The sequence below is a fragment of the Rhizobium gallicum bv. gallicum R602sp genome (assembly GCF_000816845.1).
GTDB classification, from domain to species: domain Bacteria; phylum Pseudomonadota; class Alphaproteobacteria; order Rhizobiales; family Rhizobiaceae; genus Rhizobium; species Rhizobium gallicum.
Genome location: NZ_CP006879.1, coordinates 45,617 through 69,267 on the forward strand (window position 1 = coordinate 45,617; position 23,651 = coordinate 69,267).

General features: G+C 57.9%; 20 protein-coding genes and 8 pseudogenes. 6 read left to right on the top strand and 22 right to left on the bottom strand.

Annotated features, from left to right (window positions below):
- The first annotated feature begins 7 nt into the window (after nt 1–7).
- Nucleotides 8–370, top strand: a complete 363-nt coding sequence (locus RGR602_RS35995) for a hypothetical protein (RefSeq protein ID WP_082046627.1) — start codon at nt 8–10, stop codon at nt 368–370.
- A 219-nt stretch (nt 371–589) separates the two neighbouring features.
- On the opposite strand, the gene RGR602_RS36000 is transcribed toward RGR602_RS35995, so the two are convergent.
- The 7 genes and pseudogenes from RGR602_RS36000 to RGR602_RS39780 form a co-directional block, all read right to left on the bottom strand.
- Nucleotides 590–895, bottom strand: a complete 306-nt coding sequence (locus RGR602_RS36000) for an NADAR family protein (protein WP_082046628.1) — start codon at nt 893–895, stop codon at nt 590–592.
- A 130-nt stretch (nt 896–1,025) separates the two neighbouring features.
- Nucleotides 1,026–2,258 carry a ComEC/Rec2 family competence protein gene (locus RGR602_RS21195; protein WP_133938053.1) on the bottom strand — a complete coding sequence of 411 codons (1,233 nt, stop codon included), beginning with the start codon at nt 2,256–2,258 and terminating at the stop codon, nt 1,026–1,028.
- 42 nt (nt 2,259–2,300) lie between these two features.
- On the bottom strand, nt 2,301–4,178 hold the full coding sequence (locus tag RGR602_RS21200; protein WP_052451683.1) for a gluzincin family metallopeptidase: 1,878 nt from the start codon (nt 4,176–4,178) through the stop codon (nt 2,301–2,303).
- A gap of 63 nt (nt 4,179–4,241) precedes the next feature.
- Complete coding sequence (locus RGR602_RS21205; protein WP_040114116.1) at nt 4,242–4,865, bottom strand: hypothetical protein; 624 nt, start codon at nt 4,863–4,865, stop codon at nt 4,242–4,244.
- Between the two features lie 217 nt (nt 4,866–5,082).
- Nucleotides 5,083–6,157: pseudogene (locus tag RGR602_RS38570) on the bottom strand (DUF3616 domain-containing protein).
- Nucleotides 6,158–6,207: 50 nt separating this feature from the next.
- Nucleotides 6,208–7,041: a hypothetical protein gene (locus RGR602_RS21215; RefSeq protein WP_133938055.1), complete on the bottom strand. Its 834-nt coding sequence runs from the start codon at nt 7,039–7,041 to the stop codon at nt 6,208–6,210.
- A gap of 127 nt (nt 7,042–7,168) precedes the next feature.
- A complete protein-coding gene (locus RGR602_RS39780) occupies nt 7,169–7,441 on the bottom strand; it encodes a transglycosylase SLT domain-containing protein (RefSeq protein WP_040114119.1) in 273 nt (90 codons plus the stop codon).
- 553 nt (nt 7,442–7,994) lie between these two features.
- Here RGR602_RS39780 and RGR602_RS37410 point away from each other — a divergent pair.
- Together RGR602_RS37410 and RGR602_RS36015 are read left to right on the top strand one after the other, a co-directional pair.
- On the top strand, nt 7,995–8,162 hold the full coding sequence (locus RGR602_RS37410; protein ID WP_166677340.1) for a hypothetical protein: 168 nt from the start codon (nt 7,995–7,997) through the stop codon (nt 8,160–8,162).
- Between the two features lie 154 nt (nt 8,163–8,316).
- Nucleotides 8,317–8,841, top strand: a complete 525-nt coding sequence (locus RGR602_RS36015; protein ID WP_223844057.1) for a winged helix-turn-helix domain-containing protein — start codon at nt 8,317–8,319, stop codon at nt 8,839–8,841.
- Nucleotides 8,842–8,868: 27 nt separating this feature from the next.
- Here RGR602_RS36015 and RGR602_RS21230 read toward each other — a convergent pair.
- The 3 genes and pseudogenes from RGR602_RS21230 to RGR602_RS37420 form a co-directional block, all read right to left on the bottom strand.
- Nucleotides 8,869–9,781: pseudogene (locus RGR602_RS21230) on the bottom strand (transposase); the annotation flags it as partial.
- A gap of 349 nt (nt 9,782–10,130) precedes the next feature.
- Entirely contained in the window at nt 10,131–10,292 is a 162-nt protein-coding gene (locus RGR602_RS37415; protein ID WP_166677342.1) for a hypothetical protein, read from the bottom strand.
- 99 nt (nt 10,293–10,391) lie between these two features.
- Nucleotides 10,392–10,529 carry a hypothetical protein gene (locus tag RGR602_RS37420; protein ID WP_166677343.1) on the bottom strand — a complete coding sequence of 46 codons (138 nt, stop codon included), beginning with the start codon at nt 10,527–10,529 and terminating at the stop codon, nt 10,392–10,394.
- Between the two features lie 109 nt (nt 10,530–10,638).
- On the opposite strand from RGR602_RS37420, the gene RGR602_RS37425 reads away from it, so the two are divergent.
- Entirely contained in the window at nt 10,639–11,055 is a 417-nt protein-coding gene (locus tag RGR602_RS37425) for a hypothetical protein (protein ID WP_133938057.1), read from the top strand.
- Nucleotides 11,056–11,123: 68 nt separating this feature from the next.
- Here the strand turns inward: RGR602_RS37425 and RGR602_RS21240 are convergent, their stop codons facing one another.
- From RGR602_RS21240 to RGR602_RS37430, 4 genes and pseudogenes are all read right to left on the bottom strand, one after another.
- Nucleotides 11,124–12,314, bottom strand: a complete 1,191-nt coding sequence (locus RGR602_RS21240; RefSeq protein WP_040114121.1) for an NACHT domain-containing protein — start codon at nt 12,312–12,314, stop codon at nt 11,124–11,126.
- A gap of 47 nt (nt 12,315–12,361) precedes the next feature.
- Entirely contained in the window at nt 12,362–12,859 is a 498-nt protein-coding gene (locus RGR602_RS21245; protein ID WP_166677344.1) for a restriction endonuclease, read from the bottom strand.
- A 160-nt stretch (nt 12,860–13,019) separates the two neighbouring features.
- Nucleotides 13,020–15,308, bottom strand: a complete 2,289-nt coding sequence (locus tag RGR602_RS34975; protein WP_052451684.1) for an nSTAND3 domain-containing NTPase — start codon at nt 15,306–15,308, stop codon at nt 13,020–13,022.
- A 408-nt stretch (nt 15,309–15,716) separates the two neighbouring features.
- Nucleotides 15,717–15,872: pseudogene (locus RGR602_RS37430) on the bottom strand (IS3 family transposase); the annotation flags it as partial.
- Nucleotides 15,873–16,147: 275 nt separating this feature from the next.
- On the opposite strand from RGR602_RS37430, the pseudogene RGR602_RS39785 reads away from it, so the two are divergent.
- Nucleotides 16,148–16,333: pseudogene (locus RGR602_RS39785) on the top strand (IS110 family transposase); the annotation flags it as partial.
- The gene (locus RGR602_RS39790) at nt 16,319–16,621 is read left to right on the top strand and encodes a hypothetical protein (RefSeq protein ID WP_052451686.1); all 303 of its coding nucleotides are present in this window, start codon (nt 16,319–16,321) and stop codon (nt 16,619–16,621) included. The pseudogene RGR602_RS39785 and the gene RGR602_RS39790, both read left to right, overlap by 15 nt.
- A 315-nt stretch (nt 16,622–16,936) precedes the next feature.
- On the opposite strand, the pseudogene RGR602_RS37435 reads toward RGR602_RS39790, so the two are convergent.
- The 8 genes and pseudogenes from RGR602_RS37435 to hypF form a co-directional block, all read right to left on the bottom strand.
- Nucleotides 16,937–17,200: pseudogene (locus tag RGR602_RS37435) on the bottom strand (transposase); the annotation flags it as partial.
- 236 nt (nt 17,201–17,436) lie between these two features.
- Nucleotides 17,437–17,660: pseudogene (locus tag RGR602_RS37440) on the bottom strand (IS110 family transposase); the annotation flags it as partial.
- Nucleotides 17,661–17,961: 301 nt separating this feature from the next.
- Nucleotides 17,962–18,477, bottom strand: a pseudogene (locus tag RGR602_RS21270) (IS110 family RNA-guided transposase); the annotation flags it as partial.
- Between the two features lie 97 nt (nt 18,478–18,574).
- Nucleotides 18,575–18,859, bottom strand: a pseudogene (locus RGR602_RS21275) (IS110 family transposase); the annotation flags it as partial.
- Between the two features lie 97 nt (nt 18,860–18,956).
- Complete coding sequence (gene hypE, locus RGR602_RS21280) at nt 18,957–20,009, bottom strand: hydrogenase expression/formation protein HypE (protein ID WP_040114124.1); 1,053 nt, start codon at nt 20,007–20,009, stop codon at nt 18,957–18,959.
- On the bottom strand, nt 20,006–21,163 hold the full coding sequence (hypD, locus tag RGR602_RS21285; RefSeq protein ID WP_040114125.1) for a hydrogenase formation protein HypD: 1,158 nt from the start codon (nt 21,161–21,163) through the stop codon (nt 20,006–20,008). Before hypD ends, hypE begins: the two co-directional genes overlap by 4 nt.
- Nucleotides 21,160–21,387, bottom strand: a complete 228-nt coding sequence (locus tag RGR602_RS21290) for a HypC/HybG/HupF family hydrogenase formation chaperone (RefSeq protein WP_040114126.1) — start codon at nt 21,385–21,387, stop codon at nt 21,160–21,162. The genes hypD and RGR602_RS21290 overlap by 4 nt, the downstream gene beginning before the upstream one ends.
- Nucleotides 21,378–23,651 (bottom strand): carbamoyltransferase HypF, encoded by a 2,274-nt coding sequence (gene hypF, locus RGR602_RS21295; protein WP_040114127.1) that lies wholly within the window; start codon nt 23,649–23,651, stop codon nt 21,378–21,380. The genes RGR602_RS21290 and hypF overlap by 10 nt, the downstream gene beginning before the upstream one ends.

Below are 23,651 nucleotides of genomic sequence, written 5' to 3' on the forward strand. Positions count from 1 at the left end.
TGTCGTAATGAATGTAGAAAACCCGCTTGAGGTTTTCGCTAATGTTGCCGCCATTCTCACGGCAATCGTCGCGGTATGGGCATACGGTCGCTATTTATGGGTACAGCGCCAAAGACGGCTGCGCCTCGAAAATCATCTTCGTGAAGAACGCCCCGTTGGAGATCAGGGCCACCGGACACTACTTCATCTCGTTGCTCATCTGGGAATGTCAGAGGCCGAGATCATCGATGCGGCCTTTAGGAGCAAGGTTATACGCCGCCGCGTCTCTATAGACGATCAAGGACGCGCGGATCGGCTGCTTCTCGAATACGAAAGCGGTAACCCGGAGGATGACTTGCCAAGACGCAGCAAAAAGAGAGCGGTGTTTTAGCCGCCCCATCGTTTCAGGCCGCCTTGCTCTTGTTTTCCAAAATCGACGAAGGTGTGAGCCTCTCACAGGCGCGCAAACAATGGCGCTCCATCTTCATCCGCAATTCGGTCAATTGCATTTTCTTTGGAAGAACGCGAGCTGATCCTTAGATACGACAGGGATTGACGACCATAAAGTGTGAAATTTTCAAACCGCAGTGGATGCACCTCCTCGAACATTTCAGGTTGGTCGCGCAGTTGCTGGCGTAGCTCCTAACAAGCGACCGAGAATGTTTTTGCCAAAAAACTCACCTGTGTCATTGACCCTTGCACCCCAATACTCATCTTTTCGGGAATCTTCGACAATCGGTCGATCTCCCGTTGCGAGCAGCAGATTGGAAAATTTCCCTCGGTTCTGAACTAACTTCACGCGTAGGCACCAACATCTGTCCGCTCGATGATCTGACCGCCTTCGGTTCCCCGCTCTTTTGAAAGAGATCCAGGCCGCTTCGCCATTATTGCCCCTCGTGACTACTCGAGCGCGCATGCCCAAGGATCGGATAAAGACGTGACGGCTCCAGCAGGGCGCAGCATCAACTTTCCCGAACTCACGACACCAGCTGCTACGTTCATCAGATATAATGGCCGTTCAGGCGGATAGATGAGACTGGTTGTCATTAACCAATTTCGAACTCCAGCCAGTAGTCGCCTTGTTGAGTAACCCCGTCGACCGGGGTTGGAGCGTCGCTGATGACGAACGGATCCTCGCGTTTTATCAGCTCTGCCAAAAGAGCAGGATGCGGGATACCTTTCCAACGAGAGTAGGGGGTCATTGAGATCATCGCACGAACCTTACCGTCGTGTCTGTTCTCCTTGCCCACCAGATCTCGCAGCAATGTTGCCGGGGTCGCATTGTGGCTGGCATGATGTCCAATCTTGAGGAAGGTGACCTTGCTCAGCAGGCTCACAGCCTGTTCGTCGGCGAATACGCGTTCCCATGGCCCCCATTGGGCATCGCCCGGAAACAGAAGATAATCCTCGCCGATCTTAAAGATCAGGATTAGGCTCGTGTTGTTCAATTCGGCATCGAGCTCAGCAGCAACCGCCTCATAAAGCCGCTTCTGCGAAGCCGCTTCGTCAATGGCCTGGTGGTCAAAGCCGGGCCAGAAGGCGCTCTCATCCACCCAGTCTTCTCCGAACGGGCGGACCTTCTCCCTGTTGCCATCTATATCGATATTGAAACCATCAAGGAGGATTTGATTGGTTGGCGGGTCGGCTTGGTTCAGGGCACCCCGCGATCGAGGAGGACCGAGAACGAAGATATCGACACCGGGTAGAACCACGCATTCGATCTTTTCGACGACCTTGTCTCCCTGAGGGTAAAATTTCGGCACGACCTTCTTTGCAAAGCCGTCATGCAATACGGCAAGACAGTCCTCGTTCGACAGGGCGGCCGCGGCGACGTCGGCGAGGAGCGGGTCAAGTGCCAAGCCCAAAGTCGCCTGCTTCTCAACTGCAAATTGCAGCGCTTTTGCGCGCTCCTTCTGCTTTTTCCAGAGCTTCTTTGCTTCGGGATCGGTAGGCGATTCGATCCAGGGCATCCAAACTTCGCCAACCTCGACCGCCGCCCATTTCTTGTTCGCAAATCCGGAAATATGATCAGCATGCCGATGGGACATGACAAGCAGGTCTATCCGAGCAACGCCGTCGTCATCTGTGACATCGGCGATAAGCTGATCGGAAATTTGCTGGATGTTATAGTGCTTGTTTTTCAGCGAACCGCAGTCGATTACCACTCGCTTCGGACGCGGATCGCCAGGGATCTGCAGAAGGAAACAGTCACCGAAGCCTACATTGTACATGCGCACACGGATCTTTGCCTGCTGGGGCTCGCCAACCGGCTCGTCCACTTTGGGCTTGGGTTTCGTGATTTTCAGCTTAGCCATGCGCGTTCATCCTTCGCCGTGGAGGGCGCGGAACTGCGCGCGCAGCTTCATACGATTTTCCAGGTACTCCTCGTCAGCGAAAGCCATCATAGGATCCCGCCGATCGAGCTCTTCGAGACAGAGGTCAGTGGCGTGAAGACGGGCGGTTGCGGCCTTTCGAAATTCCGGCGGCAGGTTTTCACTTTTCATCGGCTTAGACGCTATATAACGAACCTCGCCTTCGCTGCCGAAAATAACTGTTGCGCCGCCTCTGAACGGAATGCCTCTAAACCGCTCCCTGGTCTGTTCATCGATCTGCATGAACTGCGCGACGAACTCGATCACCAACCGCTGATCCGATGTAATGCGGTGGACCGCGTGAAACCCGACGACTGCGACCTTGAGATTTGGGTCAAGCCCGAAAATGTCCAGATTGAACCGTGCATAGTGCGTCAAAGCGCTAAAAAGCCCGTCGCGCAACAGTCGGTCGCCTCCGACCTCTGCCTCGGCCTCATCCGTCTCGATCACGGTACTCTCGTAAGCGGAGGTCGCGCTTTCACTTTTGTTACGCGACCTGCTTCGGCGCGCAATACGACCCTGGTCCAGGGCCGTTGCTGAATAGTTGAGGAACCGTCGAGCATCCTCGAGCAGTCCAGCGTCGACGGGCGGTGGCTGGCCGTTGATCTGGCTCGGCCAAAGCAGCGATTCCTCCGCGAGCGAGACCACGCCTGCGGGATAGATACCGCGTTCGCGAAAGGCCTCGATGATGGAAAACCGCACCTCGTCGCTGTCTTGGGGATTGAGTTCGAAGTCGGACGTCACCAGGGCTCGAAGGAAATCCCCGAAGGTCACATCGACGGGCGGCATATAGTCGAAGGCTCTAAAGCACATCCGCAAAAAGCGTTCCGCAAGTTGCGACGCTTCACCTGCAAGGCGATTCACGAGATCGGGGTGCAACCTGCCGGTTGGTAACTGTCCGGACCCGCCTGTCGCGATACGAAGCAGGTCGGCGATACGCTTCTGATAAGCATCGAAATATCCTCCAAACACCGCGCTGACCAGGATTGCGCCACGGTCGTGCGGCTCGTGCGTTTCTGCCAGTTTCGGGCTTTTGCCGATGGCAGACCGCAGGGCCTTGCCCCTGCCGGCCGCATAACCGAACTGCTGGGCGAGTTCGACAAGCATCTCGGACTTCTGCAACATCCCTTGCGACGTTTGAATGTGCTCAGCGAGAAGCTCTCGATATGAAAAGCGCTGGAAGAGGGCGACGATGTCCGAAAAAGCCTCATGAAACGCCAGGACGTCGATGTTGCTCGGCTCGATGAAATAGGGTCGAAGGCGGTGGACGATGGCATGGGTCATCTCATGCGCGATGATGTCGTGCGACAGACAAGTGAAGACAGTCTGGCTTGGTATATTCGGACCGGGCGAGACGGCGTCCGCCTGGAAATAGCCAAACATGATCGCGTTGAGGTCGGGATCGAAAAAGGCGTTCTTTCCGCAAAATGCATGGGGGACGAGACGAAGCTTCGTTCGCGTGGAGCTTTTCCTGAAGTTGATCGGCCTGCCGAGCGCGCGTCTCGCACTTTCGACGACCTTCATGGCCACCGCATAGACCATCTGCTGATGAAATCTCGGATCGGATTCGCTGGGCGCTAACCCCGACTCCATCAGCAACGCGGGATCATTGAGATCGACAGCGCCGTAGAATTTCTTGTTCCAACCATCGTAGTCTATAACCTCGACGATCTCCCCGACAGGGCCTGGGGAAAGCTCCGGTTCATTATCAACCTCGACTGTTATCCTGTAGGGAGCCCGCCGGCCGCTCATCGGATCGGTGGCATAGATCCGAAGTTTTCGCTTCTCCGCAGCCCTCGTCGCGTAATCACTCACGAAGCGCTTCATGCGATCCCCCAGAAGACTGACCAACGGACTGCTCGCGCGATAATGACATTTGCTGGCGCTAAGTCAATCTGCGTCGTCCCACAGGTTAGCGATGCCGATTCGAAGCATCCTGACACGATCAGAGAAGAACCGCCTCCTTATTTCTATCAACTCGCTTCGATTGAGGGAAAAATGTTCAATCGTCTCGGCCGCCCGCCTGGACTTGGCCTTGAGTACTCCATCCAACTGCACCACGAGGTGTTGGGTTAGGTCACTTTTCTCGCATGGATCGAGCAGCAGTTGTTTTTCCTGCGGACGATCGCCACGCCAGGACAATCCGCTCGAGTTCCGCGCGAAGCGATTGAGAAGAGCTCGGCTCGGAACCCGCATGCGTTGGCCCGCGATGGGAAAGTAGGCTGGTTCACGCGGTTGGCAACGGTCGCAGATCGGGTAAAGGTTCTCCCACGCATCCGCTAACCAAGTGTAAAAGAGGTGGGGATCGACGGCGGCGGGTGGGATCGCCTCGGCGGCCGGCCGGAACTGGTAGGGCCGGCACGCTACGCGACTTTCGCAAAAAGCGCATTTGCCATGGAAGAGGTGTGCGAGGGCATCCGAGACGGATGTATCGTGAATATGCGAGACTTCGACCGGCGCGCTGGATTGCGAGCGCCGGGAAGCTTCAACCAAGAGGAACTCGCGCAGTCTCATGCGAAAGTGATTGCGGCTTGGCCGCGCAGAGCTTCTGGCGGAGGTTCCAGAGCCCTGTCAAACTTCCACATATCGTCCTATCCCATAAATATGCTTGGCGCTTACGCCGTCTTCAACATACGCAAACAGCCTCATTCTGGTTGTATGTAGTGCGACTTTTCCAACTTTTTACCAACGCGGACAAATGAAACGAGTGAGGTGAAAGCGGCAAAACGAATTATTGACGCGGAATGTCGTATAGCGCGGGAGCCCCGTTTTGCGGGCCGTCTGACACGACCAGCACCGAGTAACGATCATCCGCTGCCTTGAGGACAGTTAAAGCCTCGGGCTTGCTGTCTGCGAGTCCTGCCTTTTCGATGTTGTAGGACGATGGTTTGTTCATTCCCGGCTTCCAAAATGATACGTTCGCCGCTCCGGTCATGTCCTTTTGAGGTCCCGAAAGGACAAGCAGCCCGCCGTCAACCGCTGCGAGATCGCGGATACCTTGGCCGGCTCCTAGATCAACCGGGTAGAGCGTCAGCCCAGCGTTGGGGTCGTCGAAGGCGGCTTGAAGCGGTATCGAGGCTATGACGGCTTGACCATCCAGCAAGGGGCCTCGAAACCCGACATAGAGCATCACCAGAGATCGCGATGCCCTCGATGTTGACACCGCCATCGTCCGGTATTTGCGCCATGTGCGGCCCTAGCTTCGGATCGGCGGCAAGTATTTTTTCGAAATTTGCATTTTTTTCGACCTGAGAGGAGGCTGTGTCCTTCGTGCCGAAATCCGCAACCTGTCCCGTCGAACCATCGATCGCAACGCGATATATGAAATAACGAGACTGTTGTTTTTGACTACCTTTGTTGAGGCTATGGGAGCCAGCAAGAAAATAGGCTCCTTTGTAGAACGCAACTCCTTCGGCATCCGTTTCGTCAAACTTCTCCCCCGTTTGGTTGCGCTTCGGCAACAGGTAAAGCTGCCGGCCCGGGATCAGATGTTGATCCGAGAGGGAAAAGGACCGAGCGTATTTCACCTCATCGCCGACGAGCAAACACGACATCCTATTTCCATCCACGTCGGCACAGGCAGCGCCGGTCACGTTGGTCGCTTCCTTGCCGTCCACAGAAAGGTCGGGACTGATCTGCAGGAATTGTGTCGGCTTGAGCGTCAAATCACCCGCCTGGGCCTGATGGCCATGGGAATCGGCGAGACCAAGGATGATCAGGCCAATGGTTCCAGAAAGACGAGCTCGGCAGGATGTTCCGACCACTTTTTGAATCCCGCGAGCGCGAGCATTTGTGCCTGTTTTCATGCCGCCATCCTCCACTACCCTTGTCGGCTGACGTGCGCCGCAAGAAAAATTTAGATCTCCACGTCGAAGTCAACGATCGCGCGAGGCGCAAATTTGTAATATCGATCAAACCTGTCAAGCAGCGTGCCTTTCGCGTCGCGCGCCTCGATCTGGATCCGATAGATCTGGTTTGGCTCGACCACATAACCGCCGTTCTGCGGAAAGCGGTCCACATTGCGAAACAGCAGCTCTGCAAGGGCTGGCCGTCGAAAACGGATTGTCCCGGCCAACGCCGGCGGAATGACATTTTCTGGGGCCGCATCCACTTTCGACAGTGCCACCTGGACTGGTGCGACTGCATTTACCCGCTTCACTCTGACGGATACCCATGCCTCATCTTGCGGCGGCTTTGGGGTCACGTCAGCGTCGCGGCTCGAGCGGAAACCGAGAGCATACATCATGTTGTGAATGCCACTGCTGCCTCCAGCCAATACAAAGGCCGTTATCAATTTCGAAATGGGGCCTGTGGTCTTGGCGACTTCCGCCGCAAGTGCTGTCTGGTCTGCACCGGTGGCTGGAAGCGTGTATGCCGCGACTAGACTTGCCACTACGTCGAGATTGAAAATCCAAACGACCAGCAACGACACGCCGATCATGATGATTGTCTTGACGCCTTTCGCAGCGAAGTAGGCCAAAAACACTCGCCAGTTAAAGATGATGGCGAACGCGCTTTCGAGAACGACTGCAGTGACGAAAAGAATCGTTAGCGATTTGCCGGAAGCCGAGTACACGAAGTCCGAGATACCGACAGGCCGTGTATCGGTTTGCGCGAAGGCGCCTTGAGAAAAGGCCAGCGCGAAAAGCGCGGTAAGAAGGATGCACTTGAGCGTGGGCAATTTAACCAAGATGGTGCTCCCTCGTAACGATCGATTACTTGTTTTCTTTTCAGGCGGCTCCCGCTAGAGAACGCCGGCTTCCGAAAGGACGACGCAAGCGTCGCCGTACCATTTGGCGGCCCGGTCGAGGTGGTCGTCATAAGCACGGGGAGTGGGTCGTTTCATAGAAACCGCCTGCATTGTAGGCGGCGGCGACAAGAATTGGATCGTCGCCAGTCTGCGACCAGCGCCACCTGATTTCGGCCGCTCCGATATCAATTGACGTCGTCGGATCGTAGAGGGGATGTGACGCGGGAGAGGTACTGGGCTTGGTTTTGATGGCCGGCGCGATCGTGAACGCATCGGAAGCAAGACCTGTTTGTCCTTTCTTGACGATAAGCTCACGCACGGAAGTGGCAAGGCATTGCATTGGACCCGCCGAATATGTGCCGTTGAAAGGCGGTCATCGCCACAAGACACGCAAACGCACGCCAAGCCCTCCAATACATCGATGAAGTTTGTCCCCGGCTTACACACTAACGATTTTTATGCGTACCACAATGGAAATTATAGCGTGGGTTGAGTGGGAAACTGCGCATCACACGTCAGCTCTGCCGGAGCGAAGTGGGAAAAGGCCGATGCAATCATCGGGCGAGCACGGTTGCTTTAGCCAAGGTGGTGGATACCATCGTTCCATATCAACACCTTTACAAACGTTGAAGAAAGAAGCGCCACTCCCGCCTATCGGGAAACCGAGCTGAGGGCCACTGCGTGCTGGGCGATAAAATCATCCTTAACGAGATACTCGGCGCAGACGAGGTTCGCAGACCCATGCGTTCACTGGACATTTTCGTGTTCGGCCGTCCTGCAGCTGTCCAGCTTCAGCCTTTTGAAGATGTCATACCAATCGGTATTGCTGCTGACTCTTGAGGGTTCACAAAGCGCGATGAATCTGAATCCATCGTGCAAACGGGAGGTTTGCGATGGGATCAGCACTTCGGCTTCGGACGGATTACGTTGGCGATGACCTACGCAAGGCGGCGCGGCTATCGAAAGGTGCCGCCCAGACGCGGCGACTTCTGGCTCTTGCGCAGATTTATGATGGAGCGACGCGCGACGAGGCCGCCAGAGTTGGCGGCGTGACCGTGTAGATTGTGCGGGACGGGTCGAGCGCTTTAACGCGCAAGGCTTTGAGGGGCTTTTAAACGTGAAGGCTCCGGGCAAGCGTCCGAAACTCAACGACGATCAACGCCGGGAGCTTCGTCGTCTTGTGAAGAAGGGGCCATCCCGGCGATCGACGGCGTTGTGCGCTGGCGGTTGAAGGACCTGGCACGGTTGATATTCGAGGACTATCGGATATCGCTGGAGGAAAGCAGCGTGGGACGTGAGTTGAAGGCCATGGGCTTTGCCAAGCTGTCTGCCCATCCTCGCCACTATGCCCAGAACGAATTGGCGGTGGAGGATTTTAAAAAGTTTCCCGGAAGAGATCCGCGCGATCAGCAAGACCTTCACTCCGGGCACAGAAATAGAGCTGTGATAGCAAGAAAAGCCCGCATCGGGCAAAAGAACAAGATGACGCGGCAATGGGCGCAAAGGGGAACGCGACCATCGGCCCCCACGATCAGCGAACGCTATGGACCTACATATTCGGGCGATCTGCCCGAAGAAGGGAAAGGGTGCAGGCATTGTCATGCCCTCGTGCGACACTACTTCATCGGTCGGGGAGATACAATTCGCGAACATCTATCCAGTTTGCGCACAGCAACGCACGGGAAAGTAGATTCCATGCGGAGTTTAAGCGTGCCTTTCTTTAATCCTGCAACTTTTTAGCTAGTGCCCGTCCATAAACGCCTGTTTTTCTGCAATGCCGCAGGCTTTGGCTCCACTCAGATTGTCGCGGCTGGCATAGCCGCCGTCGGCCGCGGCCTGACGCGGCGGCTCGCCGTAAAATGCGATGTGGCGTTCCAGCATCGGCAAGAAGCGCTCGCTGTCGGTCGGGTTGCCGGCTTCGATGACGAGGTCGAGGATCAGTCCACTTCTGCCGGTGGTCAGATTGAGTTTGTGGCCGTAGTCGACGTCGCGGCTGCCCTTGACGATGATGTCGGCATGCGGCTCGAAGAGGCTCACCAGCTTCTCGCCGGCCGGGACCGGCTCCCCGGCCAGGACCCGCCGTTCGGTCTGGGCGATGATCTGCCCGATCAGCGGCCGGTAGTGGCGGAGCTGCGCCTGCTAGAGTTCAACCGCCGGCCTGCTGCAACAGCCGCACCGTCACCCGGACAGGGTCCCATAACAGGCTGCTGTCGCTCGGCTCATGGATCAGTGCGGCGGTGACGGTCTGTCCACGCGCACGACCTTGCCACTTTCCAGCTTCTCCTGCCGGGCGCTCGCCAGCAGCACCCGGTTGATCTCTTCAAAGGTTTGCGCCCGGATCGCGCTGATCGTCTTGTGCAAGACCGACTTCTTCGGATTCCATCCCCACGGCAGCCGAGCAAAGGCGCGGAACGAGGCGGAGTCTTCGAGATGGAAGGCCAGTTCCTGGTAACTCAACTGGCGATGTTGCTTGAGCAGCGCGCAGCGCAGCACAGCCTCGGCTGGTAGCCCCTCGCGGCCGGTCTGTCTGAGACCATGCCGGCGCAAGGTCGCGCGCCACCAGCCCGAGCAGATCGCCATGCTCATCCAGCCACTCAGACATGGCTTTCAGTTCACGGCCGATCTCGTGTCCGGCAAAAAGATCGAATATACTGGATTGGACGGTGCGTTCTTGGCGCATTGTCGGCTCCGGCGGTTACGGTTTGTCTTTAGAAGCAGTAGCTTGATCTAAAGTATACCTGAAACCGCCGGGCTTTACCTGCGGCAATATCGCGATTCCTCCAATAATTTCAGTGATTTACCGTTTATGGACGGGCACTAGCTAGGATCAACTCGTGCCAATCAAGGCACGACTGGCGGTTCAGACCGCAGCAAAACCGAGGGGCGGCCAATGCGAACATTTCGCCTGTCTTCGTCCGCTCTCAAGGACCTGGCGGTGAGATCAATTCTTCTGAAAGTCCCGTACGATCCGGAAGGCTGGCCGCGTCGTCCGCTGGAGCTTCCCTCGCTTTGCCTTGACCCCGCCCGTCCTATCGTGAAAGCTTCAGTATTTTTGCAAGTATGCTGTTCTCAACGGCCGCCATCGACGGTCTTGACGAGACGAACAGCGCCAGATCCTTGATCAATTTTTTCGCCGCCTCGAGGTCAGAGGCGCTTGGCGTGACATCGCCTGCAGCTTCGCCGAGCGCCATCCTGACGAGACCCAACTGCGATAAATATATCCGGCAGGCGCTGTTTCACGGCACCGTCTTCCTCCTCGGACAGGGTTCGCGATGGATCGTCCGTAAAGATCACGCCTGAACACGTCCGGATTTGCAGCGGGCCACGCTTGTTTGATTGATGCAGGCCAGCGAGCTTTGAAAGATCATAGTAATCGACGTAGAGCCCGAGGAAGATGCAGTCATCAAAGGATATTCTGCTTCGGTCATGATACCATCTCCTGAGCTCCGCCGAACGAACCTTGCACTGCGACAAGCGGCTATTGCCGTCCATTACGAATTCCGTCGCGTCGCCGGCAAAGTGGACATCTCGAACGGCATGGAATTTCGTGTCGCGATAGTGGCCACCCTCGGTCATCAAGATCGTGCCGCTCGTGAGCGAAAGCTGGTCGATATTCGATTTGGAGGCGGAAAGCTTGCCGTCGCAGGCATCGAAGCTGCATCGTTCCAACGTCGTCTCGGTCAGGTCGAGATCGAATTTGGATTGCCGGAAGCTGCAGGCTTTAAAGCTCGACGAAGTCGCTTCGCAGCTCGTCAGGTGCCAATCGTTAGCATGCACATCTTCAATATTGACGCGACTGAATTTGACGTTGTTGAAGTAAGCGTGTTCGCCACGGTAACGCTTGAGCTCGACGTCGTAGATCTGGGTCGCGGCCAGCTGCAGGGTTTCGAGGAGGACGCCGGACGCAAGGCAGATGCCTGCGAGGCTGCCACGCGTTGGGCCCGATATGTTTGAATTGCGAAAGCAGAGTTCCATCCTGGAAATATGCTCCGGATAATCTCGGACGAAGCTCCCCAGGAAGATCATGATTTCTCGGGTAAGTTTTCGCTGTTCTGCGACCGCCGGAAACTTCTATACTTCGTCAGGTTTCGGATGATGGCGTGGGCCACAAAGAACTCGAAGAAGGACTTGTGCGTGAACCGGAAGGTGCTTTCATCGGTATTGGAGATAAAGGAGCAGACGCGGGTGTCGGTGACAATGCGGTTGAGCAACAGAGTGCGTTCGGCCGGCTTTTTCCCTTTGGCTTTCGCCTGGGCAAAGTCCGTCACCGCCTCGACGATATCGGCATGTCCGAGCTCGATTGACCCTTTTTCGAGCATGGTCATGGCGAGCTCGCGGCAATTGCTCAGCCTTTCGCTGTCGGTCAAAAGCTGCAAGCTGCGCTCGTCAGCTTCACCCTTGCGCGTATCCCGTTTGGCACACATCCAGGTATAGGCTGAATAAAGCGTTGCCGGGCCGACATGCTTCTTGTCGGAGTTCACGTTGAGCCCACCCTTGATGATCAGGATGACTATCATCTTGAGCAACAGCGGCCGGCGAAGGAGATCCTTCAGGTCATAAATCTTGTAAAGATATTCGAGGATGAACTCGACATTTTGCCCTGTGCTGACGAACAACTCGTCTTTGAACGCCGTCACGTATTCGACGACCTTGTCCCTGTTAAGGACGTCGATAAGAACGATGTTCATCAGATCGTTCTTTTCGATTTTCCGCGAACGATGAATGTCGAGGTGATCGAGGACCGCCTCCAGATCAAGCTCGCCGAAGCTGTCGCCGTCAAATGAAGCCTCTCCCGGAAGAAGTTTCGAAAGGGCCCCATGCATTTCGTTGAAAGACTCGAAATAAGTCGGCCCGGTTGTCAGGATACAGGGACATGGACTGCTGATAAGGGGTTCGAGCCGCGCGAGATAGCTTGCCCTTTCCGCTGCAGTGGCGCCGGTGTGGATTTCGTCGAAACCGTCGAGAAAGAACGCAATTTTCCCTTGGCGGATACGCTTTTCGAGCGTTGATCTTGAGACAGACACATAGTTCTTCTCAAGCGCCTTGGTGGTTACGAATGACCAGAGATCGTCATAGCTGTGAAAGCTACGCAACGGCAGCAGAATCGGAAAGATGTCTGATCGCCCCTTTGAGCAGCTGATCGCACAGTCATAGAACGCCCTTTCGAGAATGGTCGTCTTTCCAGAGCCAAAATCACCCGCGACGACGAGCATGCCCTTTCGCTTTGCAACCCACTGGTAGATATAGGCTCCAATGTCCTTTATCCGATCACGTGAGCCAAATTCGATTCGGCGTCCAACGCGATATACTCGGCGTTGATTTCCCTAGCTTCGTAATCGATGATCGTTCTGGTCAACGCTTCCGAGGGATTGAAAATCTCGTTTCGCAGTTCATTGATCGTCATGAGCCTGAGGTTGTTGCTGTCGAGCGCCTGACCCGATGCAATCTGGCTAAAATCGGCATTGGTGACCATGATCGCGCCGGTAATTGCCCCGTCCAGAAAGAGGCGCGTGGCGGTAGTGGAAAAACTCGCGAAATCATTAATGCCGACGCTACCCGAGGACCGGTTCTTTGCATCGATCATGTAGGTGATGGTTCGTGCGCCTGCGAGCGACCGCGTCACAAGAAGGTCAACCTGATGACCTTTGACCTGAACGTTTCGCTCGACCTTGTAGCCGAGCGCCTCGTAGATTGCGGCGACCTCCTTCTCGAAATTTTGCCCCTTCTCGGTCGTCGTGAGATCGCCCTCAGTCGTCATTATCATGCCCTTCCAATCGAGTCCTGTCATATCAGGCTAAGGGCGCGCCTTCCTTCCCGTCAAGCGTGTGCGAGGCCCAATGGAAATAATAGTCAGGGTCGTTTTCAATGGCATGGCGCTTGATGCAATCAACGCCTGGCAAATCCCAGACGGATCGAGTTCACTTGTCTTCGTCGCCTTTCAAGGTCGAGAAGAGTTGCGCTACCTGGGCGGGCGAGAAATCCACGCCGCCGAGGTTCGGCCAATCTAAGGTGGCGGGTCCATAGCGGTAGTCACTCTCCCTGTTCCGCCGATACTGGTTATAGCCCTCAATAAAGCTGAAAAGCTCCTGCTTCTTCTCCTCTACAGCCAGCGGAAGGTAGTTCTCGATCTTGCCGATGTCGGCGAGCCAGTCTTCCGCCTTGAACGCGCTTGCTTGTTCGCGATCGGCAGGTGTGAGGCTTTCGATAGCATAGGTCGCGACGTCCGCGAAAACCTCGTTGAACGCGTCTGAATAGGAAATAGGGTGTTCTGTGAGGTTCTCGGCGAGCTGCCCCAGGTCATCGAGACTTGGATAGCCTTTGAGGAACCGGAACACGTCGCGGGAAAGGAGCCGAGCGTAGGCGTCGGTGTCCCTGATATTCGGGCGGCGCTGCTGTCGCAATCTGCTGATGAAGGCAGGCAGATCGGGCGCGTTCCACCATAGATGCCGCCACACCCTTCTGCGAAGGTAGGCGATGAGAGATCGATCGTTCTTTTTCGAAAGTATATCCTCGATGAAGTCGAAAAAGATATCGACGCGTTCTTCCCCCGAAAGCGCACCGGACTTTATGGAGGAAATTACAATCGATGCCAGATCCCCGGCTTCTTCCGCTGGCATATGTCGCGCAAACGACCAAATGCGCATCGTCGTTTGGTAGGAGCGGCTCGCCTCCAAGAGAACGGCGAGGACCTTGCTGTCGCGGATCTTCCGCGACAGAAAATCCTGGAGGGAGGGATTTATGAAATTCAGGCGACCGTCGTGAACCGTGACAAAGGAGGAATTGATCTCCCGGATCGTATCTTCGAAAGCGCTGCCGCCGACCCGACCGACAAGAGCGAGCTTAAAGCCCTCCAAGGCCTGGTCGAAGAACGGCTCCAATTGATCGAATGGAACGCCGTAGCCTGTGATCCCTCCGAAATTGCCGGACACGAAAAGACAGAAGAGAAACGCCCTTGCAGTTTGGCTTATGTGAGCGGCGAATGCCTTTTCCCAGATTTTGTCCGGGTTTTTGAGCGTGGCCATGAACGCGCTCGGATAATTGCTTGGCGCAATGTCGCGAACGTGGGGGTGATCGGTCATCCATTCGATGAGCCGTGGCATGTAATTTGGATGATCAATGATAGGTCCGATACATCCCCTGTCGATCAGGGCCCGTACGGCCTTGTTGTCAATATCCGAATGATAGAGATGATTGTACAATATGAGGGCGCGCTCGCGCCTGCTATAGGCACTGAGATCCAAGACCAAGTCAGTCAACCTGACACGGTCATCGTCCAAAGCCTCGGACTTCATTCGGGCGGTCTGCAGGAAGTAGGAGCGGCTGGTCAGGATAAGGCGTTTGTCAGCCTCGAAGCGAACCCTCGAGAAGAATTTAACAAGCCTCCCCTCTTCAGTTCCCGAAAGGCTGCTTTCGAGACCGATATTCCCGAGAAAGTCGTCAAACAGAAAAATCTGCTTCGCGGCTGGATCAAGTGCTTTGAACCCTTCCTCGGGATTGAAGATCGACACGACCGCCCATCCCTCATGAAGGTATTCGGCAGCCAGGGCCTCGGACAATGTGGTTTTGCCCGCGCCCGGTGGTCCGGAAATGATCAGGACATGAAAATTATCGAGGATCGTCTTTGCGCGCCCGACAGCCCGCGTGGGGACGAAAGTCTTCAGGGTTCGCTTAATGTCGTGAAGTGTCGCTTCGGAGGCGGCAACGATGTGACTGTTGAGGAGATCACGCAGGACCGGGGCGCTTTGGATCCAGAGTTTGATATGGCGCCTTTCAACATCTCCGTGTTTTTGCAACAGTGCGTTTAGCTCGGTCTGACCCCAGATGTCGCCAACCGAAACCGAAGGGTGGTTGAGACACGCCTTGAGTCTGTCTTTTTGTTGGGGATTCAGCGGCTGAGACGTTATAAAAATGTATCGGGATGGCGTCAGGTTCGTCAGCTTTTTGCTTTCTTCTTTGGCAGCGTTTTCGAGATTTGCCCAACTGCTATTTCGGTAGTGTTTGACCTGAACAATGATCCGGCTGCCGTCTTGCTCATGCCGCCCGTCAATCCCCCAGTCGCGGCCCTCGGCAAAGGTTTCGAACGGAAGACCAAGTTCGGCTGCAGCCAAGTCGACGCAAAGCGCTTCAAACTCCACCGGTGAAAGGGTTTTGAAGTCATAATTTTGGGACATGTCGACGCTCCAATCCGACTTGTGAAAGCCTGACATCACTGATAAGAACAGTCAAACGCGCGCTGGGTCTCCGGGGAATCAACATGCCATACCGTCGGCCGGTAATAGCTACTCCGCTGCTTCGCGGAATGTGTCCTCCTCAAGCACCGTCGCGTCGCCCTCAAGATCATCGTTGTTATCCAGGTTTCCGGATCAGCTCGTTACCCGCAGGAGTGGCCCGGGCCCGACCATCGTGAGCCCGTATTTCCATCTTATCGGGGGCAACCAACCCCGCCAGCCATCATTCTTGAAAATGGATTGGGCAATCGCGCCGCGATTACCCCATGTGTGAGCAACCGGCGGAAACGCGAAGCTTTCATCTCTTTCGCCTCGACAACGAGCGTCGGCGTTTCGGCTACCGGCGACTGTCCGTCCTGCTTCGGCGGGAGGGAGGGCCGTCCGGGGTAGCTTTGCTCGCAACTCGGTCTCCGGCGGTCGGCAGGACCGATATCGTATCATCTTCCGATCGGCGGATATGATCTGGCAGGCCCGGCGTTCCGAAAGACCCATCACAGTCTTCAGATGCGCGACGGCGTCACCCTTGGCGGCGGGCCCTACCATTAATGGGATGGTCCGCCTCGTCCTCCTGCCGAATCACGAGGCTGTCAAACCGAAGGAGGTTGCAATGCCAAACCGCAATGTGCCGCGTCCACGGCCCCTTCCTCGCGATAGAGCCGATAGATGCGGTTGAGACTTTCCGTTCGCAAGCGGAAAGCCAGGCAGCGTGCTGCACGCGTGCACCGGTCCTCGGAAGCGACGGAGAACCAGTCCAACAGGTTCGCTTCCGACGGGACACACTGCTGCAGTTCTTTGAACGCGCGGCGCCCGCAATCGTGGGGATGGAATCGTGCGCCGGCTCTCAGTGGATTGCCAGGAAGATACAGGCACTCGGACATAAGGTGCGCTTGATCCCTGCTCAATTCGTGAAGCCCTACGTCAAGTCGAACAAGAGTGACATCATCGACGCGGAGGCGATCGCTGAAGCACCACACGGCCGACAATGAGGTTTGCAGCAATCAAAAGCGAAGAACAAGCAGACCCTCCAAACCCTTCACCGTGTGCGTGACCAGATGATCGGCACGAGAACACGCCTGATCAATCAGATGCGAGCCTTCTGCCTCGAATACGGGATCGCGCTACGCCAGGGCGCTGGTCTGTTCAAGCTCGACCTTCCACAGGCCATCGAAGATCCTACCAACGATTTGTCTCCGGCCATGCGGAAGCTGCTCGCCAACCTGTTCGCGGACTTACGCCAATTGGAGCAAGGCTCGGATGCACCCCAACAAAGCTGTCGTCGCACTTGCCGCTAAGATAGCCCGGATTGTCTGGGTTGTCCTGACCAAGCCTCGAGCACTCTACGAACGCAGAGACCCTGCATTCACCTGACGCTTCTGGCTCGATTGCAAGGCTCGGGATAGTGATGACGAAACAGCGGATCAACATGCCGTAAGCCCTGTGCAAAAAAGGCGGGCTTCGTGCCCGAACCATTTTATTGGGAGCGGCGTGTGCGGATCTCATCATGGCCTGGCTGCAACCGCAGCCCACTCGCGAGAGGCCGGATACATTTATGCAACTGGAATCGTCATTTACGATGTCGCGACCTCTTGCACGGGCGAGGCGGACCATACATTTTTTGATAGAAGCTCGCGAAGCGCAGCTGCATCGAGCATCTGCTCGGTGAGCAGCTTCTTCAGCCTGCATTCTCGTCCTCAAGCGCCTTCAACCCGCTTCGCCTCGGAGACTTCCATACCGCCGTATTTGGCTTTCCAGTTGTAAAACGTCGCTTCCGAAATTCCGTGCTTGCGGCAGAGGTCGGCTGCCTTCGCACCAGCCTCCTGCTCCTTCAGCACCGCAATAATCTGCTCTTCCGTAACTCTCTGCTTCTTCATTCGTCCGTCCTGACCGCGGTCTGGGTTCCGGACGAAGGTCATGAGGCGACGATCCGCGACCTGGTGCGCGGCAGGCAAGCCGAAAGTCATCGCTGTCACCGCCATTGCCAGAGAAATGGCCGCGTTCCTGTGGGCGATTGCGCAGGAGGTCGCTCCTGCAAAAAGGCTTAAAGAGCCGCCGTCGGCGGAAAAGTATCGAGCCCGCGAAGCTGCCAATGACGCGCTGAAGCAGGCTCGCGCATCGCCTGGTAGGCGGCCACAACCGGCGCCATCGACCAGGATGCCGCGGTCTCCACCACCAGCTTGGTCAGCCTGTCCAGACGCACGCCGGCATCCTCGATGGCCTGGCAATATTCCGCCAACAGGATGTGGTGGGCAGGGTGATCGAAGACCTGGCACGCCAGCCATCGGACATGGCGCGCGTCCATGGTTTGCGGCCCGCATAGATCCGGCATCGCCGATTTCGACCACAAAGGAGACCGCCGTCGTGGACGCGATTGCGTTTCTGACGATTAGTCGGGTGCAGGCATGTATACGTCCTTTGATTGCGGCGCGTTCATGCCGCTGGCCCTGATGTAGTCCGCTGATCGGATCCCAGAGAGGTCAACGCGCTTTCAAGCGGCACCCACTGATCGGGTTTGTCCGATCCCGGCTCGACCGTTCGCCATCACACCATCAGCACCTCACTTCGCTGACCTTCTCGTGCACCTCCCGCAACTGCCCGATCAGCGGAAGAAGTGCGGACCGCGCAAGCGGCGGGATGAGATCGTGATCACCTCTTCGACCAACGCGATCAGCATTCCGACGCCGGCAATGCCCTGTCGCGTCACGATGCCGAACTCCGCCAATTGGCCGCGTAAGGCGTTCACCAGCATTGTCCGCTGCCGGATCAAAAGCTCGCGGACCCGATACAGCATCAGCACACTCTGTTGCTCTTCGCTCTTCACCGGAACGAAGCGCATCGTCGGCCGCGTCACCGCCTCGCAAATCGCCTCGGCATCTGTCGCGTCATTCTTCTGCCGCTTCACGTACGGCTTGACGTAAGACGCCGGCATCAGCCGAACCTCGTCACCCAGCGCCATAAGAACCCGAGCCCAGTGGTGTCCAGTCGCGCAAGCCTCGATTCCGATCAAGCACGGCGGCAACGCCTTGAAGAATCCAACGACATCGTCGCGGCCCAGCTTGCGGCGGCTCACGGTCGCGCCGGCACCATTGATCCCGTGAACCTGAAATACATGCTTGGCGATATCCAGACCAATTGTGGTAATCTTCTCCATGGACGGCTCACCCTTATGTGACTTTCGACAGCCACACTTTGGCACATTGCGATGCCGGGAGCGGAGGCCGTCCACCACATCAGGTCAGCCCGAGGCAACGAATATCTTCCTCATCGGGCGTGAGAAGTTTGACCATCGAGCAGGCACGTGGTTCGCCGCGCTTCCAAGCCATTAAAGCGCGTATCAATGTTTCGCCGTCGATGCGATCCGCCTTTGCGCGGCGATGACGGCGAGACATGACAATGGATGCAGCCTCCACAATATGGCTCTCGATCCAGGCTTCCTTGCTGAGCACTCGCCCCAGCCAGAAGCCGTCAAGCCCGGCCTCCTGGACCACTACCAGCGGGTAGAGCCTCTCCTTACGACGCTGGGCTTTCGGTCGAGATCGATCGACACCTCATCCCGGCTCTGCGCAGGTCCAATGCAGGCGCTGGGACAGAGAATTGAAGCTATGACAGAGGAGCAGGATGCGCATTTCCTCAGCAGATTCTGGGAAGCTGTTCGCCGGACAGCCAGTCGACGATGCGTCCGCCGCCGAACGACGTTGCCATTTGCACGAAGCAATTGTCGTCCGCCACGACGTGGCCGATCAGCGCCGCTTCCCTGCCAAGCGGGTGCGCCCGCATGGCGGCGAGCAATGCATCAGCGGCTTCGGGCGCCACGACTGCGGCGAGCTTGCCCTCGTTGGCGACATTCAGCGGATCGAGGCCGAGGAGTTCGCAGGCCGCAGCCACCTCGGGGTTGATCGGAATGGCCTCCTCATCGATACGAAAACCAACCTTCGACGCATTGGCGATTTCGTTCAGCGTCGCGGCAAGGCCGCCGCGGGTCGGATCGCGCATCAGCCTGATCGATGCTCCGGTAGCCTCGACCATGGCGGCCACCAGACCATGCAGTGCGGCGGAATCCGAGACGATATCTGTGTCGAATTCCAGGTTCTCACGCTTCGACATCACCGCGACGCCGTGATCGCCGATCGAGCCGGACACGATCACCACATCGCCCGGACGGGTAGCATCGGAGCGGAGATCGAGCCCGGCCGGAACCATGCCGACGCCGGCGGTGGAGATGAACACGCCGTCGGCCTTGCCGCGTTCGACCACTTTCGTATCACCGGTGATGATCGGCATACCCGCCTCGCGCGACGCGGCACCCATGGTTTCGGCGATGCGGTCGAGATCGGCCAGCGGAAACCCTTCCTCGATGATGAAGCTCGCCGAAAGATAGAGCGGCACCGCGCCCGCCATCGCGATATCGTTGATCGTGCCGTGCACGGCTAGCGAGCCTATATTGCCGCCCGGGAAGAACAGCGGCGAGACAACATAGCCGTCGGTGGTCATCACCATGCGGCCGCCAGGCACCATGAAGGCCGACTGGTCGTTGCCGGCCCGCAGCCATTCATTGTCGAAGGCCTTGTGGAATATGCCCTCGATCAATTGGCCCATGGCGCGGCCGCCGGCCCCATGGGACAGGTCGACGCGGCCACTTTTGAGGTCGAGCTTGCGCCTGTTGGCTTTCACCATCACGTTCATGCGACGGCCCTTCCGCGTTCGGAGGCTTTGGCGTGCTCGCGGAAGCGGCCATAGGTCCAATGGGCGGCACAGGCGCCCTCGTAAGAAACCATGCAGGATCCCATCGGCGTGTCCGGCGTGCAAACGGTGCCGAACAACTTGCAGTCGGCCGGCTTCTTGACGCCGCGCAGGATCGCGCCGCATTCGCAGGCCGGGTTGTCCTTCACGGCGGGCGTCACCATCGAGAAACGCTTTTCCGCGTCGTATTCCGCATATTGCGGCCTGAGCCGCACCGCGCCATAAGGCACTTCGCCGAGTCCGCGCCATTCGAAGCTCTCGCAAAGTTCGAAGAAATTGGCGATCTCGGTCTGCGCCTTCTCGTTGCCGAACGTGGTGACGGCGCGGATATACTGGTTCTCGACTTCATGCCGGCCGTCGTTCACCTGCCGGACCAGCATCAGGATCGCCTGGATGACATCGAGCGGTTCGAAACCCGCCACTACGACCGGTTTCTGGAATTCCTCCGCGAAAAATTCGTAGGGCTCGGTGCCGATCACGGTGCTGACATGGGCAGGGCCGATGAAACCGTCGATCTTGACCGTGCCAAGCTTGCGGACATCCGGGCTTTCGAGAATGTTCTGGATCGCCGCCGGCGTCAGCACGTGGTTGCAGAAGATCGAGAAATTCCTGAGCTCCTTGGCGATCGCGATCCTGAGCGCCAGCGCCGTCGGCGGCGTCGTGGTTTCGAAGCCGATGGCGAAGAAAACCACTTCTCGATCCGGCTCGGCTTCGGCGATCCGGAGCGCATCCAGTGTCGAATAGACCATGCGGATATCGGCGCCGGCGGTCCTGGCCTTGAGCAGGCTCGATCCGTTCGAACCCGGCACGCGCATCAGGTCGCCATAGGTGCAGATCGTGATCTCCGGCCGCATGGCAAGTGCGATCGCCGCATCGATGCGGCCGATCGGCAGCACGCAGACGGGACAGCCCGGACCATGGATCATCTGCATATTTTGCGGCAGAAGGTCTTCGAGGCCATAGCGGGAAATCGCATGCGTGTGGCCGCCGCAGAATTCCATGAAATGATAGCAACGCGCCGGATCGGCAAGCGTGGCGATTTGGCGGGCGATATCCTTGGCCAGCCTGCCGTCGCGATACTCGTCGATATATCTCATGCCGCTTCTCCCAAGGCAGCTTCGCGGATCACGGCCAGTGTCCTTTCCGCCCCTTCCGGATCGATCTTCGCCAGTGCGTGGCCGACATGCAGCAGGACATAGTCGCCCGGCTTGACTTCCTCGACAAGCGCGGTCGAAATGATCTTCGAGACGCCGTCGAGCGTCACCTTCGCCATGTTGTCTGACAGCACTTCCTTTACCTGGACCGGTATGGCTAGGCACATTTCGGGTTCTCCTCCACGTGTCCTCTATCGTTCTTGATGACTTGCCTTGCAAAGGCCGCCTGGCCAAGCGCAATGCCGCCGTCATTAGCGGGAATCATCCGCGGCAAAAGTGGCTCCAGGCCAAGATTGCGCAGGGCGTTCGCAAGGCCCTCAGCGAGGATTCGGTTCACGATGCAGCCGCCGCCGAGCATGATCTTGCTCGTTCCGGCTTGCGACGCCCCGCACGCCGCCCAATCGACGAGACCGGCGATCAGCGTGCCGTGGAACAGGTTCGAGGCGCTGACGCCGCAAAGCTGCCGCTCGGCGAGATGGACGATCAGCGGCCGGAAATCGAGCATGCCGTCGACAATGCTGTAGCCTTCGGGAAGACAGTGCGGGCTCTCAGCCAGAGCCTCGAACTCAATCGCCGCCTGTCCCTCGTAACTCTGAACGAGGCACAATCCGCTGACTGCAGCTGCAGCATCGAAGAGCCTTCCGAGGCTCGACGTCCGGGCCGGCTGCATGCCACGCGCGAACATGGCTTCGAGATGCGCGACGCCGGGATGTCCCGGCCAGAGCTTTGGCGCAAGATCGATGCGGCCGGCGGCCCGCAGCGCGGCGACGCCCATGCGCCAGGGTTCGCGGGCAGCACGATCGCCGCCCGGCAGCGGCAGCGGCGAAAGCGAGCCCAGCCGCTGCCATCGGTGCCCGTCGACCATCAGCATCTCGCCGCCCCAGCTGCCGCCATCGGCGCCATAGCCATGTCCGTCGAGCGCCAACCCGAGAACCGGCTCGGTGACGTGATGCTCGGCGACGACAGCGGCAATATGGGCAAGGTGGTGCTGGATCGCAACAAGCGGCAGGCCCAGGCTCTCCGCCATCCGCACTGACCGGAAATCGGGATGCAGATCGCAAGTGGCATAGTCCGGCCTGATATCGAGAATGGAACAGAGATGCGCGACCGTCTCCTGCTGGAAGCGGATCGCTTCGGCATTGTCGAGGCCGCCGATATGCTGCGACAAGAACGCCTCCCGGCCGCGCGTGATGCAGACAGTGTTCTTGAGATCGGCGCCGGTGGCGATCACGCACGGACCGTCCTCGCCGAGATCGACAGGCTCCGGCACGAAACCGCGCGCGCGCCTCAGGAAACTTGGAGCACCATCGATCACCTGCATGACCGAATCGTCGGCGCGGACGGCGATATCGCGATTGTGCGTGACGATGAGATCGGCAATCCCGGCAAGCCGGCGTACGGCATCGTCATTGCTGGCCACCAGCGGTTCGCCGCCCGGATTGGCGCTGGTCGCGACCAGCGCGGCGGGGCCATCTCGCAGACGCTGGGCAAGCGCGTCAAACAGCAGGTGGTGCAGCGGCGCATAGGCAAGCATCAGGCCGATCCGCGTGAGCCCGGGTGCGATGAGGTTGGAAAGCCCATCAAGGCCTTCCACCAAAACGATCGGGCGGGCGGAGGACATAAGGAGCCCTTCTTCGACCGCTGTCAGATTCGCCACAAGTCGTGCCGCCTCGATATCCCGCACCATGATGGCAAACGGCTTTTGGTCGCGCGCCTTGCGCAACCTGAGAAGATCGATGGCCGCATCGTTGTGCGCATCGCAGAACAGGTGGAAGCCGCCGATCCCCTTGAGCGCGACGATCTCGCCTTTCAGCAACCGTGCAGCAATCTCCCCGACCGGGTGACTGAGTTCCGGACCGCAGTCCGGACAGGCGACGGGTTCTGCATGGAAGCGCTGGCTTTCCGGATCGGCATAGTCGGCGCGGCAGGCCGCACACATCGGAAAGGCGGCCATCGAGGTCTGCCGACGGTCATAGGGAAGGGCGCCGGTGATGGTGAAGCGCGGGCCGCAATGGGTGCAATTGACGAAGGGGTAGCCGAAGAAGCGGCTCTGCGGATCGGTCAGCTCCCGCCGGCATTCGGCGCAAGTTGCGGCATCGGCGCCGATACGCGTCGCCGCTTGTCCGCCGACGCTTTCAAGGATCTCGAACAGTTCTCCGCCAGCTGCGTCCATCTCCAGCACATCAACGGAGTCTATGCGTGCCAAGGGCGGCGCCTGCATGCGCACAGCTTCGGGGAAACGGCTTGCACAAGTGCCTTCGACCTCGATCAGCACGCCGGCGCTGTCGTTAAGCACGAAACCCGTCAGCCGCATCGTCCGCGCCAGCCGAAAAACGAACGGACGGAAACCGACGCCCTGCACGGAACCGCGCACCCGCAGCCGCAGCCGCTGGACCGGATCGTCCACAGACGATGCCAGGGCGCGCGCCAT

What these genes read in the sequence shown, in the direction of transcription:
- hypF (WP_040114127.1), bottom strand. Translation starts at nt 23,651, where the DNA reads ATGGCGCGCGCCCTGGCATCGTCTGTGGACGATCCGGTCCAGCGGCTG.
- hypE (WP_040114124.1), bottom strand. Translation starts at nt 20,009, where the DNA reads ATGAACGTGATGGTGAAAGCCAACAGGCGCAAGCTCGACCTCAAAAGT.
- RGR602_RS21290 (WP_040114126.1), bottom strand. Translation starts at nt 21,387, where the DNA reads ATGTGCCTAGCCATACCGGTCCAGGTAAAGGAAGTGCTGTCAGACAAC.
- RGR602_RS21245 (WP_166677344.1), bottom strand. Translation starts at nt 12,859, where the DNA reads ATGACGACTGAGGGCGATCTCACGACGACCGAGAAGGGGCAAAATTTC.
- RGR602_RS35995 (WP_082046627.1), top strand. Translation starts at nt 8, where the DNA reads ATGAATGTAGAAAACCCGCTTGAGGTTTTCGCTAATGTTGCCGCCATT.
- hypD (WP_040114125.1), bottom strand. Translation starts at nt 21,163, where the DNA reads ATGAGATATATCGACGAGTATCGCGACGGCAGGCTGGCCAAGGATATC.
- RGR602_RS39780 (WP_040114119.1), bottom strand. Translation starts at nt 7,441, where the DNA reads ATGCAATGCCTTGCCACTTCCGTGCGTGAGCTTATCGTCAAGAAAGGA.
- RGR602_RS34975 (WP_052451684.1), bottom strand. Translation starts at nt 15,308, where the DNA reads ATGTCAGGCTTTCACAAGTCGGATTGGAGCGTCGACATGTCCCAAAAT.
- RGR602_RS21200 (WP_052451683.1), bottom strand. Translation starts at nt 4,178, where the DNA reads ATGAAGCGCTTCGTGAGTGATTACGCGACGAGGGCTGCGGAGAAGCGA.
- RGR602_RS37410 (WP_166677340.1), top strand. Translation starts at nt 7,995, where the DNA reads ATGGGATCAGCACTTCGGCTTCGGACGGATTACGTTGGCGATGACCTA.
- RGR602_RS37420 (WP_166677343.1), bottom strand. Translation starts at nt 10,529, where the DNA reads ATGACCGAAGCAGAATATCCTTTGATGACTGCATCTTCCTCGGGCTCT.
- RGR602_RS21240 (WP_040114121.1), bottom strand. Translation starts at nt 12,314, where the DNA reads ATGCTCGTCGTCGCGGGTGATTTTGGCTCTGGAAAGACGACCATTCTC.
- RGR602_RS21205 (WP_040114116.1), bottom strand. Translation starts at nt 4,865, where the DNA reads ATGAGACTGCGCGAGTTCCTCTTGGTTGAAGCTTCCCGGCGCTCGCAA.
- RGR602_RS37415 (WP_166677342.1), bottom strand. Translation starts at nt 10,292, where the DNA reads ATGGCGCTCGGCGAAGCTGCAGGCGATGTCACGCCAAGCGCCTCTGAC.
- RGR602_RS36000 (WP_082046628.1), bottom strand. Translation starts at nt 895, where the DNA reads ATGCGCGCTCGAGTAGTCACGAGGGGCAATAATGGCGAAGCGGCCTGG.
- RGR602_RS37425 (WP_133938057.1), top strand. Translation starts at nt 10,639, where the DNA reads ATGGAATTTCGTGTCGCGATAGTGGCCACCCTCGGTCATCAAGATCGT.